The sequence below is a fragment of the Enterococcus sp. DIV1083b genome, assembly GCF_051713705.1.
GTDB classification, from domain to species: Bacteria; Bacillota; Bacilli; order Lactobacillales; family Enterococcaceae; genus Enterococcus_D; species Enterococcus_D casseliflavus.
The window spans coordinates 1763889-1780897 of sequence record NZ_JBIOQJ010000001.1; the positions used below are offsets into that span (position 1 = coordinate 1763889).

The following is a 17009-nucleotide window of genomic DNA, read 5'->3' on the forward strand; positions in this document are numbered from 1 at the left end:
TTATCTGCGTTAAATTGCTTTCGTTGAAAAACTGCGGGATTCCATCACTTTTAGAATCGCATCCGCTGTATCAAGAGAAGTAAAGGTCGGTACACCATGTTCCACCGCTTCTCGGCGGATGATAAATCCGTCTTCCGTTGCATTTTGGCGATCTTTGTCCATGGTATTGACTACTACTTGGGTCGTTCCTTTACGGATCAAATCAACAACCGTTTCTTCTGCTTGCTGTTCAGAAATCTTGGCAACCCGAGTCACTTGTAGTCCTTTTTCTTCAAAGTAATCGGCGGTTCCATTGGTAGCCAATAAGGTGAAGCCGACCTCTACGAAACGCGCTGCCAGTGCTGCTGCCTCTTCTTTGCTTTCGTCTGCAACGGTGAAAAGTGCTTTTCCAAATTCAGGAATATGCAGGCCTGATGCCTCAAAAGCTTTATAAAGTGCTTTTGCCAAATCTTTGTCTGATCCCATTACTTCACCCGTTGATTTCATTTCAGGGCCTAAGTAAGTATCGACTTTTAAAAGTTTTGTAAAGGAGAAGACAGGTGCTTTGATGTGTACTTCATTTGGTGTTGGGGCAAGTCCGTCTTGATAACCTAACGCTGTGATCTCTTCCCCGAGAATCGCCTTCGTGGCAATTTGGGCCATTGGGATCTCTGTTACCTTGCTTAAAAATGGTACGGTTCGGCTAGCACGAGGATTTACTTCAATGACATACACTTTGTTCTCATGGATGACAAATTGGATATTCATCATACCGATACAATTTAAACCTAATGCCAAGCGTTTGGTATATTCTTCGATCGTAGCAATTAGTTCATCCGAAAGATTTTGCGGTGGATAGACCGCCATTGAATCTCCTGAATGGACCCCTGCACGCTCGATATGTTCCATTATTCCAGGTATCAAAACAGTTTTGCCGTCACAGATAGCATCGACTTCACATTCTTTACCAACCAAGTAACGATCGACCAAAACAGGATGTTCTGGTGATGCTTTCACTGCATGACGCATATAATCTTCTAAATCGGCTTGGTTTTCCACGATTTCCATCGCACGTCCCCCTAAGACATAACTTGGGCGGACTAAAACAGGATAGCCGATTTCTTGAGCGATGGCGATCGCTTCTTGTTCGTTCGTCGCTGTATCCCCTGGTGGTTGCGGAATATCTAGCGCTTGTAATGCTTGCTCAAAGAGATCACGATTTTCGGCACGATCAAGATCTTCAATGCTGGTGCCTAAGATTTTGACCCCAGCTTTTACTAAAGGCTCTGCTAAATTGATCGCCGTTTGCCCGCCAAATTGGACGATGACCCCAATGGGTTGTTCCAAGTCGATGACGTGTAAGACATCCTCTAAGGTCAATGGTTCAAAGTACAGCTTGTCGGAGATAGAAAAGTCAGTCGAAACCGTTTCAGGATTACTGTTCATGATGATCGCTTCATAGCCAGCAGCTTGGATCGCTTTCACCGAGTGCACTGTTGCATAGTCGAACTCCACCCCTTGTCCGATTCGTATCGGTCCAGAACCTAGGACAAGAACAGATTCTTTTTCACTGCGCTTGCTTTCATTCTCAAACTCATAGGTGCTGTAGAAATAAGGTGTTGCTGATTCAAATTCTGCGGCACATGTATCTACCATTTTGTAGACGGGCAAAATCTTTTGCTCATGACGCAGCGTGCGGATCTCAGCTTCCGTGGTTTCCCACAGCTCAGCAATCTTTTTATCCGTAAAGCCGTTTTGCTTGGCTTTTTTCAACACATCAAGGGAATGTGGTTCGTTTGCTAATGCTTGTTCGATCTCAAAGATGTGAAGCATCTTATCCAAGAAGAACAAGTCGATTTTCGTCATTTCGTTCAAATCTTCGATGGTGTACCCTCTTCGGATGGCTTCCATGACGTAGAATAGGCGATCATCTTGCGCCTTGATGACTTTTTCCATCAGATCATTGTCAGAAAGAGCTTCTAATTCTTTCATTTCGATATGGTGTGTGCCGATCTCCAATGAACGAACGGCTTTTAATAATGACTCTTCAATATTACGACCGATCGCCATCACTTCACCAGTCGCTTTCATTTGTGTTCCTAATCGACGTTCCCCAGTTTCAAACTTGTCAAACGGCCAGCGAGGAATTTTTGCGACGACATAGTCAAGGGCGGGTTCAAATTCTGCATACGTCGTTTCTGTGACTGGATTTTTCATTTCATCCAATGTTAAACCGACGGCAATTTTCGCTGCCAGTTTGGCAATCGGGTACCCTGTAGCTTTACTTGCTAACGCAGAGGAACGTGAGACCCGTGGATTTACTTCAATGACATAGTAGTTGAAGCTATGAGGATCAAGCGCCAATTGAACGTTACAGCCACCTTCGATTTTTAACGCGCGGATGATTTTTAATGAGGCATCCCGTAACATTTGGTATTCATGGTCTGACAAAGTTTGGCTCGGCGCAAAGACGATGGAATCGCCGGTGTGGATACCGACTGGATCGAAGTTTTCCATATTACAAACGACGATCGCGTTGTCAGCAGAATCTCGCATCACTTCATATTCGATCTCTTTATATCCAGCAATACTCCGTTCAATCAAGCATTGGGTCACTGGCGAGAGCTTCAAGCCGTTTTCAGCGATTTGGCGAAGTTCTTCTTCATTGTTACACATGCCGCCGCCCGTTCCCCCTAGCGTAAATGCTGGACGAACAATGATTGGAAAGCCGATTTTTTTCGCAAAATCAACTGCTGCTTCCACCGTTGACACGATTTCGGATTCTGGGATCGGTTGATCCAATTCTTCCATTAATTGTTTGAATAAATCTCTGTCTTCTGCCTGGTCGATTGCTGCTAATTTGGTTCCTAGCAACTCAATTCCTAATTCATCCAAAATACCTGAGTTGGCTAATTCCATCGCCATATTCAAGCCCGTTTGTCCGCCTAATGTCGGTAAAATTGCATCAGGCTGTTCTTTACGTAAAATCCGTGAGACAAACTCAAATGTGATTGGTTCAATGTAGACTTTGTCAGCAATTTCTTTGTCCGTCATGATCGTTGCGGGATTCGAATTGACTAACACCACTTCGTAGCCTTCTTCTCGTAAAGCTAAGCAAGCTTGTGTACCGGCATAATCAAACTCTGCCGCTTGTCCTATAATAATCGGTCCAGAACCGATAACCATGATTTTCTTGATATCTGTACGTTTTGGCATATTAGTTCTGCTCCTTCCATGCATCGATCATCTCTAAAAATTCGTCAAATAAGTGGACTGCATCATGCGGGCCCGGTGCCGCATCTGGGTGGTATTGGACACTGAATGCTGGGTAACGGCGATGACGAACTCCTTCGATCGTGCCATCGTTTACTTCGACGTGGGTCACCATTAGTTTTTCTGGATCGATGGATGCTTCATCCACAGCAAAGCCATGGTTTTGTGAGGTAAAATCGATCCGACCAGTGGCGATCTCTCTTACCGGATGGTTTAATCCGCGGTGACCGAACTTCATTTTATAGGTATCTGCTCCATTCGCTAATGAGAAGAGCTGATGGCCTAAACAAATCCCGAAGATTGGTACCTTGCCTTGAATCCCTTGTATCATTTTAATTGCTTCTGGCAAGCTTTTGGGATCGCCTGGTCCATTCGTCAGCATTACACCATCTGGTGCGAGGTCTAAAATTTCTTGGGCTGTCGTATTGTATGGCAAAATCGTTAAATTGCAGTTGCGGCGTGACAACTCCCGTAAAATACTGTGCTTCAAGCCGAAGTCGATGACCACGATATTGCGACCCGTTCCAGGACTTGGATAAGGTTTTGAGGTAGAAACTTGTGCCACTTGATTGGTTGGTAAAACCGCCGCTTTTAATTGATCAAAGGCATGATCAAAGACATCGCCTGCATCAACGATACTCGCTTTCATGGTTCCGTGTTGACGAATCTTTCTCGTCAGCGCTCGTGTATCGATTCCTGCGATCCCTGGAATATTTTTGCGTTTTAAAAATTCGTCTAACGTCAGCTGTTTCCGCCAATTGCTCGCTAGACGCGCGTGTTCTTTCACAACAACCCCTTTACAAGTTGGTGAAATTGATTCGTAATCGTCTCGGTTGACGCCGTAATTGCCAACCATCGGATACGTAAACGTAATGATTTGTCCGTTAAAGCTTTGATCCGTAATGGCTTCTTGATACCCTGTCATGCTTGTGGTAAAAACGATCTCACCAAAAACATTGACACTGGCACCAAACCCTTCGCCTTCAAAGTATGTTCCATCTTCTAAAATAAGCCAACGCTTCATATTATTGCCCACCTTTTTGCCATACTGTTTTACCATTTACAAATGTATAACTCGTATCCCCATATAACGTCCATCCACCGAAAGGCGTATTGACTCCTTTTGATAGGAATTGCTTAGGATCCACGTTATAAGCTGATTCTAAGTCAAAAATTGCCAGGTCGGCTTTGTCTCCGACCATCATCGTTCCAGCACTTAGACCAAAGAGCGACGCTGGTTTCACGGTCATCCAATCCACTAGCTGCTGCAAGGTAAAGCGTCCTGTTTTCACAAAATGAGTGTACAACAATTGGAAGGCATATTCTGATCCGACGATGCCAAATGGTGCTTTTAAAAAGCTTTGCATTTTTTCTTCATAGCCATGTGGGGCATGATCCGTCGCGATACAATCAATCGTGCCATCCAACAGACCTTCGATCAACGCTTCACGGTCTTCTTGCCCACGTAACGGTGGGTTCATTTTCCAAAAGCCTTCATCGGCAGGAATATCTTCATCGATGAGAAGCAAATGGTGGGGAGAAACTTCGGCTGTCACATGGATCCCAGCTTTTTTGGCATCTCGAATCACTCGAACACTTTCTTTCGTAGAGACATGGCAGACATGGTAATGGGCTCCTGTTGCTTCCGCCAAAAGCACATCCCGAGCGATTTGAGAAGCTTCTGTTACACTCAAGATCCCTGGCAATCCAAGTTCTTCTGCTTTTTTACCAGCATGCATCACGCCGCCAAAGAGTAAGGAATCATCTTCTGTATGGGCAACCAAGGCCAAGTCATTTTCGGCGGCTTGCTTCATTGCCAAATACATTGTGCCAGCAGTCTGAACCCCGACACCGTCATTTGTTAAGGCAAATGCCCCCGCGGCTTTCATTCCAGCTGCATCCGTCAACGTTTCGCTGCGCAAGTTTTCGGTGATCGGGGCGTATTGTAAGACATTGATTGATGCATCTGCGTTGATTTTTTCGTAAACAGCTGCTAATTTTTCTGGTGTATCAGGAACTGGGTCAAGGTTTGGCATTGCGCAAACTGTCGTGAACCCGCCACGAGCGGCTGCCATGCTGCCCGTTTCGATTGTTTCTTTGTATTCAAAGCCCGGTTCTCTGAAGTGTACATGAACATCCACTAAACCTGGTGTGATCAATTGCTCTTTGGCATCGATGACTTCGTCAAAATCTGTTTCGGGAAATGCTGTACCGATCCCGCGAATGATTCCGTCTTCGATCCAAATTGCTGCAGGAACACAGTGATTGTCTTTTTTGATGATTTTACCGTTTTTAATGAGTGTTTTCATGTAAACTTCCTCCTCTAATTCATTCCTTTTTGCCTGTTAGGCCTTACCGTTCAACACCGCTTCAAGAATTGCCATTCGAACAAAGACGCCATTGGACATCTGGGTGATGATGCGCGAGCGTAAGCTTTCAACTAAGGCATCAGCTAACTCCACATCGCGATTGACTGGTGCTGGGTGCATAATGATCGCATGCTCTTTCATTCTTGCGGCGCGTTCGACGGTCAACCCGTGATTTTTTAAGTATTCTTCTTTTGAAAAGCTTTCCGTTCCATCATGGCGCTCGTGCTGGACACGAAGCATCATCATGACATCGACTTCTGCGACCAATTCGTCGAGTGGCATCCAGTGACCGTATACTTCAAATTCTTCGTCATACCATTCCTTTGGACCTGAGAAGAAGACTTTCGCGCCGAGCCGCTTCAACATTTGCATGTTTGATTTTGCGACCCGTGAGTGGGTGATGTCGCCTACGATTGCGACTTTCAAGTCGTCAAAGTGCCCGAACTCTTCATAGATCGTCATCAGATCTAGCAAACATTGCGTTGGGTGTTGGCCGCTGCCGTCCCCGCCATTGATGATACTGCACTGGATCGTTTTGCTTTGGATCAAAGAGTCGTAGTAGTTTTCATCGCCGTGACGAATGACCGCAACGTCTACACCTAAAGCCGACATCGTCAAGACCGTGTCATACAAGGTCTCGCCTTTTTGAACAGAACTGGTGGAGGCTTCAAATTCGATGACTTCGATCCCTAGTTTTTTCTCAGCAACATCGAAGCTTTTGTGGGTTCTGGTACTGTTCTCAAAAAAGAGATTTGTTGCGAAATATTGTTCTTTTTGGGGCATCCATTTCGCCCCTCTTTTGAATTCTTGTCCTCTGCGGATGAGTCCCATCACTTCACGGTCTGTCAATGCTTCGACCGTCAAAAGATGCTTTAAGCTGATTCTTTCGGATTGAATAATCATGAATGAATTCCTCCTTTGATTCTGTTTAAACGATGAGTTGTCACAAGTTATTTTTCTTCGCTGCGAGAGCTGTCAGGTAAAATAAGATTCAAGAAGATTCCTAGGACAGTTGCTAACGCCATTGCGGATAAGGTGAAGGTCCCGACCGTGAAGACAAGCCCGCCGATTCCTACCACAAGGATCACTGACGCAATGATCAAATTCTTCTTACGATCAAAATCGATTTTATTGTCGATCAAAATTTTTAACCCGCTGGCAGCGATGACGCCAAAGAGCAGGAAGCTGATCCCTGAGATGACTGGACCAGGAATACTTAAGATCAATGCGCTTAGTTTTCCAACGAAGCCTAGTACGATGGCTAGAATTGCCGCACCACCGATGACGAACACACTGTGGACGCGTGTAATGGCTAAAACCCCGATGTTTTCTCCGTAACTTGTCACTGGGGGTCCCCCAACGAGACCGGCTGCGATTTGAGCAAAACCATCGCCCAAAAGTGTTCGGTTCAAGCCTGGCTCTTCAAAAAAGTTCCGCTTGGTTAATTTGTTCAAGACCATCAGATGACCGATGTGTTCGGTCATGGTAACAAAAGCGATCGGCGCCATCGTCGTGATCGCATTCAGATACAGTTTTGGTTCATAGTTAATGAAGGGAATCTCGAAGCTCGGCATGCCAAACCAGTTGGCGTCAATGATGGGCTGTACATCGACGATTCCCGCTGCTAAGGCGATCAAGTATCCGCCCACGATCCCCAGAAGGATCGGAATCAGTCCTAAGAACCCTCGCAGAAACATATTGAAGAAAATCGTTAATCCTAAGGTAGCCAACGCTACCAGAATGTACTTGAAATCGTAGACTGAGTCATTGTACATCGCATTCTGAGCTGCGTTAGCGGCTAACCCTAATCCAATCACCATAATCACAGGACCGACAATGATCGGTGGTAAGATCTTATCCAACCAAGCAGCACCTGCACGTTTAATGATCATCGAAACGATCACGTAGACCAACCCAGTCGTGATGGCGCCTTGTGCGATAGCTGGGTAGCCGTCAGATTTCATCAGCATCTGCATCGCTGCGATAAACGCAAAGCTGCTGCCTAGATACGCTGGAATCTTCCCTTTCGTCGTAACCAAGTAAACCAATGTTCCAATACCTGAACTAACTAATGCGATGCTGGGGTTGATCCCAACGAGGATCGGAACTAAAACGGTTGCCCCAAACATCGTGAAAAGATGTTGTAAGCTTAGGCCTAGCCAAGGCAGTGCTTTGGGCCGATCTTTGATGTCTAAAACTGCGTCTGGATTACGAAATTCTTGCTTCTGCATGTTGCTGTCACTCTTCTTCCTAGTCGTTTTCTTTATTGATCATGATCCGGTCAGAACCATCTGATTCTTCCATCTCCACGATAATTTCTTCACTTAAAGCAGTTGGAATATTTTTTCCAACAAAATCTGCCCGAATCGGCAGTTCACGATGACCGCGGTCAACTAAAACGGCGAGTGAGATTCTTTTTGGTCGACCAATATCCATGATTGCATCCAAAGCTGCCCGAATCGTCCGTCCTGTAAACAAGACATCATCGATCAAGATGACTTCTTTGCCATCAATGGCAGTCGGGATGTCTGATGAATGGATCTCTGGATCATCTTCTTTCTTTTTGTCATCTCGGTACAAGGTGATGTCCAATTCACCGACAGGTACTTCTACGCCTTCTAGTTGTTTTAAACGTTCTGCTATTCGTTGCGCGATATAGATGCCGCGGGTTTTGATCCCTACCAGCACCAAGTTATCAATGCCTCGATTTCTTTCAATAATTTCATAGGTGATCCGCGTTAACGCTCGTTTCATTGTTACTGCATCTACTACTTCTTTCGCTGCCATATGTTATTCCCTCCTAATTTTGAACATAAAAAAACTCCTACCTGCTTGAGGTAGGAGTCATGTTTTCCGATCGTTGCCTAAAATCCCATTCTGTGGATTTTGGGTACACGTTATCATCTAGTAAGGGTTCGAATCTCCAACGCGGGAGTCGTCTGCTTACTCATTCCTTCTTAGCCTCACGGGACTACATTTAAAGGAGCTATTTAGTTGTTACAATTACTATACAGTTCTCACACAAAAAAATCAATCATTTTTTCGCAATTTTTTTAACGTGTCCGCGAACAGCTCTGGTAATGGCGCTTCAAAGACCAGCGACTCGCCTGTTGTTGGGTGGGTGAAGCCTAGAAGCTTGGCATGTAAAAACTGCCCATTGCCTTTTAGCGTGCGCTTAGGTCCATATAGCGGATCGCCAGCTAGCGGAAAACCGATGTACTGCATGTGGACTCTTATTTGATGGGTTCTTCCAGTTTCCAATTGCAATTCCACCAAGGTAAATTGATCAAAGCGTTCCAACACGGTGAAATGAGTCACTGCGGGTTTGCCATTCTCGATCACGGCTTGCATTTTCCGATTGACTTTCGAGCGGCCGATCGGTGCATTGATGGTGCCTTTTTCGTGGCTGATATTGCCATGGACCAATGCTACGTACTTGCGTAACGATGTTTTGTCTTTCAATTGTTTCGCTAACGACTCATGTGCCTGATCATTTTTGGCGATCATTAACAGACCCGACGTATCTTTGTCGATTCGATGAACGATTCCTGGCCGAACAACATCATTGATCGTGGATAAATCATCCATATGGTACAATAACGCATTGACCAAGGTGCCATTGGGATGCCCAGCGGATGGATGAACCACCATCCCTTGCGGCTTGTTGATGACTGCCACATCAGCATCTTGATAGACGATCGTCAAAGGAATATTTTCTGGTTGTAAGTCTACAACTTCAGGTTCTGGTACTTGGATGATCAAGTGATCACCTGCTTTTACCTTATAATTTGCCCGAACCGTTTCGCCCTTCAATGTGACCGCATCTTCTTTTAGCCACTGCTGGATTTGTGACCGACTATGATTTGGCAAGCGTTCAGCCAACACTTTGTCGACCCGCCCTTTTTCTTCTTTAATGATTACTTCAATTTGCTTTTCCATTTGATTCTCCTTGTTTCCCTTTTGCTTCGTCATCTACCAGTGCATAAATAAAAATCAAGATCACCCCGAACACTAATGACATATCAGCGATATTGAAAATTGGGAAATTGATAAAATCAAACTGGAACATATCGACCACAAAGCCATGCTGCAACCGATCGATAAAATTACCGATCGCCCCACCTAGAACAAACGCAAGTCCGAAACGAAACCATAGACTGCTTTTTTGGTAGCGAAACAATAGGTAAACAACAACAGCAACCGCGATAACGGTGATGATCGCAAAAAAGGTGATTTTTCCTTCTAGAATACTCCAAGCTGCGCCCGTATTCTGAAGATAGGTCAGGGACAACACATTGTCGATCAGAGAATGTGTTTCACCCAGTTGATAATTGGCAACGATCCAAATTTTCAGCCATTGATCCAAGCCAATGACAACAGCACTTAACAAAAAAAACAACGCGATCATAAATTTTCCACTCTTTCTTCTTTAAAAATATCTCGCGGACGGATGATGCCCAAGAGATTTCCATTCGGATTTTTATCCTTGGTGATCAAAACCGCCTCAAGCAGGGCATTTTTTTGAAACAATTCTTCCACTTCTACGATGGTCGTTTCAGCCGACACGAAACAATAATTCGATCGTTTCCCATCTCCTGCTAATAATTCATCTGCCGTTCTGCCTGCCAACTTGATTTCACCATGGAGGCTTTCTTTCGCTAACCAGTATCCCAGCATCCGCAAGGTGATCAATCCCAAAAATCGACCATTATCATAGATCGGAAATTGTGAATAGCGCTTTTGGGCAACGATTTTCAATAACTCTGGTAATGGCAGGTGCTTTTCAAAACCAGTCACTCGTTTCGCAAAACGCGGCATGACTTTTTCAGGTGCCAGTAAGGAGCGTTCAATTTCTTGGATGCGATTGACAACCCATTCATTCGGTTCTGCAATGACAAAGTTTTCTCCGATTTTTTCATGTACGATGGCATTGCGCAGCTGAGCCATTTGTAATAGATCATCTTCTGCTCTTCTGACATTGATATTTTTGCTTTTTGACAAGCGACGAACCATTTCAGAAAAACCCATATTCCGCGGATTATCCAATTCGTCACGAAGCCGCTTTTCGATTCGATTAAAACTGCTCAAAAATTGATCTGCACCACTAGCCATGAGGAACCTCCTTGATAAGATACGCTTTTTTTAAATAAATCAAAACAAAGACAAAATATGCCACTAAATACACACCGACAAAAAGCAACGAGTAAAGGGAGATGGATAATAAGCCCAATACCCCCATCATGAGAAAAAGGCTTAAATAAAAGCCGATATATATTCTTTTAAGCGCAGGATTCATCACGACCTCCAGCTTGAGCGCTGATTGGCCTTTTGGTAACTGAAAAGGCTGACTTTCTAAAAAAAACATGCGCACACGAATCGGCGTCTGCTCAGCCAGCGCCAAAAAAATCGTTTGCTGATGATTGATGGCAGCGATTCTTTTTTTTCCTTGCATGACCTCCAAGGGACTGCCCATTCCATAAAAACCAGTCCTCCTAGTTAGTTGTAGCTCCATTGACAAAGATCACCTCAATTGGTTAAGTATACTTGATTATCAAAAGAAAGAAAATAGACTTTTGCTTGCTTCCTTGATTATTATAACAAGAATCCCTACTTTTATCTTCCATCACGTCTAATGAACGAGAAAAAGACGAATGCCGCTTGCACCCGTCCTTTCAAATCATCTCTTTCCGTTTTTCCGTTTCAAATGCAGCGAATGCCTTCTTTGTTTGTGATAGCTCTTTTAGAAAAGACCGATCGCTTGGCCATCAGAAGTCACGTCCATATTGATGGCGGCAGGTTTCTTCGGTAATCCTGGCATCGTCATCACGGCACCTGTCAAGGCTACGATAAAGCCAGCCCCTAATTTTGGCACGAATTCGCGAATCGTTACTGTAAAGTCATCTGGTGCGCCCAATCGCTTTGGATCATCACTGAAGGAATACTGGGTTTTTGCCATACAGATCGGCAGCTGATCCCAGCCTTGTTCTTTGAAGCTTTGCAACTGTGCCTTGGCTTTCGGCGCAAACTCAACCTCTGCCCCGCCATAGATTTCCCGCACGATCAAAGAAGCTTTATCCGCTAAAGGCAAATCGTCGGTATACAAGCGTTGATAGTTGGCAGGTTTTTCCTCGATTACTTGAACCACTGCTTTTGCTAGATCCGTTCCACCTGCACCACCGTCTGCCCAAACGGCTGTCCGTGCGATGGTGACGTCGATTTGCTGGCACATGGTTTCGACTAATGTTCGCTCCGCTTCGGTGTCTTGTGAGAACTCATTAAGCGCAACGACAACTGGAATCCCGTATTTACGCATGTTTTCAACATGTCGCTTTAAATTACTGAAGCCTAACTCTAATGCTTTTAAGTTTTCTGTCCCTAAATCAGCCACAGCGACCCCACCATGCATCTTCAGTGCTCTGATCGTCGCTACTACTACGATCGCATCTGGTGCCTTTGATAAGTTCGGTGTTTTGATATCAAGAAATTTCTCTGCCCCTAAGTCAGCACCAAACCCAGCTTCGGTCACCGTGTATTCGCCTAAGTGCAAAGCCGTCTCGGTTGCGATGACACTATTACACCCATGAGCGATATTTGCAAAAGGTCCGCCATGGATCAGCGCAGGGGTTCCTTCAATCGTTTGAACAAGATTCGGTTTGAGGGCATCTTTTAAAAGTAAGGCTAAAGCACCTTGGACCGCCAGATCTTTTACGTAAATCGGTTGTTTCTCAAAAGAATAACCAATTAAAATCTTTCCTAATCGCTCTTTTAAATTATCAATGCTTGTTGCCAAGCACAAAATCGCCATGATTTCACTAGCAACGGTGATGTCAAAACCGTCTTCTCGGGGAACGCCTTGTAACGGTCCCCCTAGACCGACGATCACTTGTCGTAACGCTCGATCATTCAAATCGACAACCCGTTTCCATGTGACCCGACGTCCGTCGATCCCCAGCTCATTGCCTTGCTGGATATGATTGTCGATCAATGCAGACAAGGCATTGTTTGCTGCTGTGATCGCATGCATATCGCCAGTGAAGTGTAAGTTGATGTCCTCCATCGGCAACACTTGTGCTTTGCCGCCGCCGGTGGCGCCGCCTTTGATGCCCATTACTGGTCCTAAAGATGGCTCACGTAAGGCGATGACGGTTTGCTTGCCGATTTGATTTAACGCATCTGCAAGTCCAATGGTCACGGTTGACTTGCCTTCTCCAGCGGGTGTCGGACTGATCGCTGTGACTAAAATGAGTTTACCCAGCGGATTGTTTGCTTTTTCGTTGATTGCCGACCATTCGATTTTTGCTTTATATTTGCCATAAAGTTCCAGGTCATCGCCTGTCAAACCAAGTGGTTCAGCAATTTCAATAATCGGTTTAGGCATTGATTCTTGTGCAATTTCGATATCTGATTTCATTTTTACCCTCAATTCACGAACTATTTAGCACTTTAAAATGTATTTTGTTTGCTATGCTCTTATTATACTTGATTTTATTCAGAAAGAAAGAGTGATTTTTCACACTTTTACAAGAAGTTTCACGAATCCTTTATGTAAACAAAAAACAACGTCCCTCCTAAGGCTGTAACGCCAAAAGGAGTGATCGTTGCTTTCTAGATTCCTATGAATTACTCGTTGGTTTCGATCTGCACCCTTTTTTCAGGGATTTTTTCTTGAAAAAAAGTTTCTAACCATGCCACATCTTTTTTACGCAACGTGAAGGTATACGTTTTTTGATGATCGGTAATGCTTATTAAACGGTTTATAATTTGCCATTTTTCTATCTCAGGTAAAGAAATAAGGCTTTTCTTCCATAAGCGCGCATAGCGAATCAGGAGCAAATCATTCCTGATGAGCATGCTTCGGTGAATCCCTAACCATACAAAAAAGAAAAAGACGGCTAAAACGAGGTTGCTTTTCCAATAAGGTCTGGTATTTTCTAACGAAAGAATCAAACTGATAAATAATATCATCATAGTAAACGACCAATAAATGATCGCTGTAGCAGCTTCCGGTTGCCAATACAATTTACGCTTCATAAAAGTTCCTCACAACATAAAATTTCTAGTATACTATCTTTATCATATCAAAAAAGGGTGAGACAATGTTAAAAGTTTATCTTGATGCTTCCACGAAAGGCAACCCCGGCCCTAGTGGCGGTGGAATCGTCATTGTCGGTACTGATCTGCATGAACAAATTGCGTTTTCGCTACCTGATTCAACCAACCACCAAGCAGAGTTCGCTGTGATGGTCAACGCGTTGCAGCTGCTGATTGACAAAGGTTTACAGGAACAGACAATTATGCTCTATACCGACAGCAAAGTCGTTGCGCAGACCATCGACAAGAATTATACCAAAAACCCTGCTTTTTCTGATTATTTAACAGAAATTCAATACTTGTTGAAACAGTTCGTTTTAGCAATCATCCAATGGGTCCCTGAGAGTCAAAACAAAGGTGCCGACCATTTGGCACGCCAAGGATTAGCAAAAGCGATGAAATTAAAGGATCGGAGACAATAACCGAGAGAAGTTTTGTTTGAAGCGCAACCAGTAAGATTGCTTCGCCAAAATTTCATCCGTCAGTAATGTTGATTGTGCCATATCTTCTTCAAAGAAGCCTTTCAACGTTTGCGTGACATCGTGATCGTAGGCGAAGGCATTGACTTCAAAATTCAAGGCATAACTCCGAATGTCTTGATTCGTCGTCCCAAAGGAACTAATGGTATCATCCATCATGACCGTCTTCGCATGGAGGAAACCATTGTTATAAATGTAGATTTTTGCACCACGGCGATGCAAGTAATTGGCATAATGCTGTGTTGCCCGATAAATGAATGGGTGATCCGGCATACATGGAATCATGATTCGGACGTCTACACCTGAGTGGATGGCAATTTCCAATGCGTTCATCATACTGTCATCAGGAATCAAATAAGGCGTTTGGATCCAAATCGATTCTTTGGCAGCTAAGATCATTTTTACAAAACCGCCTTTGAGAATTTGGGTCTCACTTTCAGGCCCATCAGCGACGATCTGCAAATCAACATTTCCAGAGCGCTCTTTCGGCGGTAGAATAAAGTAGCGATCCTCGTATTCCAGCTGATCCTCTTCTCTTTTTACAGATGCGTTCCAATCACGAATAAAAATCTCTTGTAGTGTAAAACTGGCAGTTCCGACAATTCTTGCGTGGGTATCTCGCCAATAGCCGAACTTGGCCTTTTTCCCAAGATATTGATCACCAACATTAAAGCCGCCAGTCCACCCGATTTGACCGTCGATCACAACGATTTTTCGATGTAGATGGTAGTTCAATCGTGTGTTGCGGATCAGATTCTTCGAAGTGATGAAAGGCACGACTTTTCCACCGGCATCAATCAACGGTTGAAAGAATTTTCGATTGGCTTTTGGTGACCCCCATGGGTCATAGACCAAACGCACTTCAACGCCTTCACGGGCTTTATCGATCAAGATAGACAAGAATTGGCCACCGATCTCATCATTAAAAAACGAATAATACTCCACATGCAGATTATCTTCTGCTTGCTTCATGTCCTCAAACAATGCGGCAAATTTTTCTTTTCCATCTGTATAAAATTCTACTTTGTTTCCTTTCGTCAAGGGCGATTCATCAAGGTTCTTAAAATAGCGCTCTAATAGATGATTGTCATCTGAGTAAGGATGTTCAGGAAAAGAATAATTGTGCACTTTGATGATTTGATTCAACTCATTGATCCTACTTTGGTGGTGCTCACTAAATTTATAAATAATTTCTCCGTCGATCCCCCGACCACAAAACAAGTACAACAAGAACCCGATGCCGGGGATGAATACCAATGTCATCATCCAAGCAAAGACACTTGCAATCGAGCGTGGTTTCCGAAAAACAGTAATAAAAGCAGCAATCGTATTTATAAACAAAAGTGCCAATAAGACCGTGGAAATCATGCTCATATCCATTTTTATCATAGTTTCCTCCTATATCCTGTAACCCTATAATAGGTAACTGTGATCGAAAGCAAGCTTCAATTCATAGTCCCCTAGTGTTTCTTTGATTTTTTGTTTCAGCATTTCTTCGATTTCTTGATCACTATACGCCGGTTTTGCGGGAATCACTAAATCAAAAGCCAACAGATCTCCTTTGACCTGAAAATCATGCATCCGTAACTGTGGGTCAACGAAGCGAAGGATCTTTGACACTTCTTTTTTTAAATGCCGATACTGCTGATCTTGAATTGGTACTGGATCAAGATGACAGACCAGGTCGACCTTTAAAGATTGGCGAAAATCTTGTTCAATCGCATCAATCACCTCATGCGCTTCTCGTAAAGACCACGTTTCATCCACTTCGATATGCACACTGGCAAAGCGATTTTTCGGTCCATAATTATGAACCAGTAAATCATGGTAACCGAGAATCGTCGGATAGTGATCCAAGCGTTGCTCCATGGCAGCTACTTCTTCTTGGGTTGGGCGTGCCCCTAATAATTCGTTGATAAAGGAACGAATCATTTTGATTCCGCTAATCAAAATATACAAGGCAATCAGACAGCCGACAAAGCCATCGATACGTAGGCCAGTCAACCACTCGATCGTCGCTGAAAACAAAACCGCACCCGTTGTATACACATCGTTGAGACTGTCTTGCCCACTGGCTTTAAGTGTTTGAGAGCCAATCAGGTTCGCCAGTTTGCGGTACATCGCTCCCTGCCAGATTTTGATCAAAATCGATAAAACCAAAACGATAAACAATAGTGGTGAAAGACGGATACTCGTCGGTTCCATGATGCGTTGCACAGAGCTGATGAGAAATTGACCGCCAACAAACGTGATGATCAAAGATACCACAAACCCACTGATGGCTTCAAATCGCTCATGTCCATATGGATGTTCACTGTCGGCTGGTTTCGCCGAGATCCGAAAACCGATCAATGTTAAAATAGACGAGGCTGTATCTGAAAGACTGTTGATGGCATCGGCCATAATCGAAACAGATTGTGCAGATAACCCAATGATAAATTTTCCGGCAAATAATAGGAGGTTGGAAAGCAACCCGAGGCTACCTGCTAACTTCCCGATGGCTGTACGTTCGTAGACACCATTTTTTTTGCTACGATTTAAAAAAAAGTTTAGCAAATCATCACCCTCTCAAAAAACCATCTTTCTTATTTTACCCCGAAGGAATTCAATTAAACAACTATTCGTATCGTTTTTTCGAAAAAAAAGCGAATTCCCTTCAATTATCGAACGCATTTTCAGATAACACGTAGGAAAAAAGGAAAAAGATAACGGAAGGGTCTCCCCCTCCGTCATCTTCGTTCAAAAAAGGACTGTGCTAAAGACCTGCGCTTCTCTTTCATCTATCATCTTAAACGAAAGAAATTCCCTGGCACAGATT

General features: G+C 43.9%; 15 protein-coding genes. 1 reads left to right on the plus strand and 14 read right to left on the minus strand.

Features of this window, described 5'->3' with window-relative positions; genetic code table 11:
• Nucleotides 1–9: 9 nt before the first annotated feature.
• The 12 genes from carB to IGI69_RS08210 form a co-directional block, all read right to left on the minus strand.
• On the minus strand, nt 10–3195 hold the full coding sequence (gene carB / locus IGI69_RS08155; protein ID WP_438740380.1) for a carbamoyl-phosphate synthase large subunit: 3186 nt from the start codon (nt 3193–3195) through the stop codon (nt 10–12).
• 1 nt (nt 3196) lies between these two features.
• Nucleotides 3197–4276: a carbamoyl phosphate synthase small subunit gene (locus IGI69_RS08160; RefSeq protein WP_010748372.1), complete on the minus strand. Its 1080-nt coding sequence runs from the start codon at nt 4274–4276 to the stop codon at nt 3197–3199.
• Between the two features lies 1 nt (nt 4277).
• On the minus strand, nt 4278–5561 hold the full coding sequence (locus IGI69_RS08165) for a dihydroorotase (protein ID WP_005226117.1): 1284 nt from the start codon (nt 5559–5561) through the stop codon (nt 4278–4280).
• A gap of 36 nt (nt 5562–5597) precedes the next feature.
• Nucleotides 5598–6524 (minus strand): aspartate carbamoyltransferase catalytic subunit, encoded by a 927-nt coding sequence (locus IGI69_RS08170; RefSeq protein WP_005226118.1) that lies wholly within the window; start codon nt 6522–6524, stop codon nt 5598–5600.
• 47 nt (nt 6525–6571) lie between these two features.
• On the minus strand, nt 6572–7852 hold the full coding sequence (locus tag IGI69_RS08175) for a solute carrier family 23 protein (protein WP_005226119.1): 1281 nt from the start codon (nt 7850–7852) through the stop codon (nt 6572–6574).
• Between the two features lie 19 nt (nt 7853–7871).
• A complete protein-coding gene (gene pyrR, locus IGI69_RS08180; RefSeq protein WP_016609309.1) occupies nt 7872–8408 on the minus strand; it encodes a bifunctional pyr operon transcriptional regulator/uracil phosphoribosyltransferase PyrR in 537 nt (178 codons plus the stop codon).
• A gap of 243 nt (nt 8409–8651) precedes the next feature.
• A complete protein-coding gene (locus tag IGI69_RS08185) occupies nt 8652–9560 on the minus strand; it encodes an RluA family pseudouridine synthase (RefSeq protein WP_074535788.1) in 909 nt (302 codons plus the stop codon).
• Nucleotides 9544–10029: a signal peptidase II gene (gene lspA / locus IGI69_RS08190; protein ID WP_438740383.1), complete on the minus strand. Its 486-nt coding sequence runs from the start codon at nt 10027–10029 to the stop codon at nt 9544–9546. Before lspA ends, IGI69_RS08185 begins: the two co-directional genes overlap by 17 nt.
• Nucleotides 10026–10733: a CBS domain-containing protein gene (locus IGI69_RS08195; protein WP_005226123.1), complete on the minus strand. Its 708-nt coding sequence runs from the start codon at nt 10731–10733 to the stop codon at nt 10026–10028. Before IGI69_RS08195 ends, lspA begins: the two co-directional genes overlap by 4 nt.
• The gene (locus tag IGI69_RS08200; RefSeq protein ID WP_010748376.1) at nt 10726–11133 is read right to left on the minus strand and encodes a hypothetical protein; all 408 of its coding nucleotides are present in this window, start codon (nt 11131–11133) and stop codon (nt 10726–10728) included. The genes IGI69_RS08195 and IGI69_RS08200 overlap by 8 nt, the downstream gene beginning before the upstream one ends.
• 228 nt (nt 11134–11361) lie before the next feature.
• Nucleotides 11362–13032 carry a formate--tetrahydrofolate ligase gene (locus IGI69_RS08205; protein WP_142964935.1) on the minus strand — a complete coding sequence of 557 codons (1671 nt, stop codon included), beginning with the start codon at nt 13030–13032 and terminating at the stop codon, nt 11362–11364.
• A 209-nt stretch (nt 13033–13241) separates the two neighbouring features.
• Nucleotides 13242–13652 carry an EbsA family protein gene (locus IGI69_RS08210; protein WP_015509732.1) on the minus strand — a complete coding sequence of 137 codons (411 nt, stop codon included), beginning with the start codon at nt 13650–13652 and terminating at the stop codon, nt 13242–13244.
• Nucleotides 13653–13717: 65 nt separating this feature from the next.
• Between IGI69_RS08210 and IGI69_RS08215 the strand changes: the two genes are divergently transcribed.
• Nucleotides 13718–14134: a ribonuclease HI family protein gene (locus IGI69_RS08215; protein ID WP_438740386.1), complete on the plus strand. Its 417-nt coding sequence runs from the start codon at nt 13718–13720 to the stop codon at nt 14132–14134.
• Here the strand turns inward: IGI69_RS08215 and cls are convergent.
• On the minus strand, nt 14114–15580 hold the full coding sequence (gene cls, locus IGI69_RS08220) for a cardiolipin synthase (protein WP_015509734.1): 1467 nt from the start codon (nt 15578–15580) through the stop codon (nt 14114–14116). The genes IGI69_RS08215 and cls overlap by 21 nt on opposite strands.
• A gap of 24 nt (nt 15581–15604) precedes the next feature.
• Nucleotides 15605–16747 (minus strand): cation diffusion facilitator family transporter, encoded by a 1143-nt coding sequence (locus IGI69_RS08225; protein WP_438740389.1) that lies wholly within the window; start codon nt 16745–16747, stop codon nt 15605–15607.
• Nucleotides 16748–17009 lie beyond the last annotated feature (262 nt).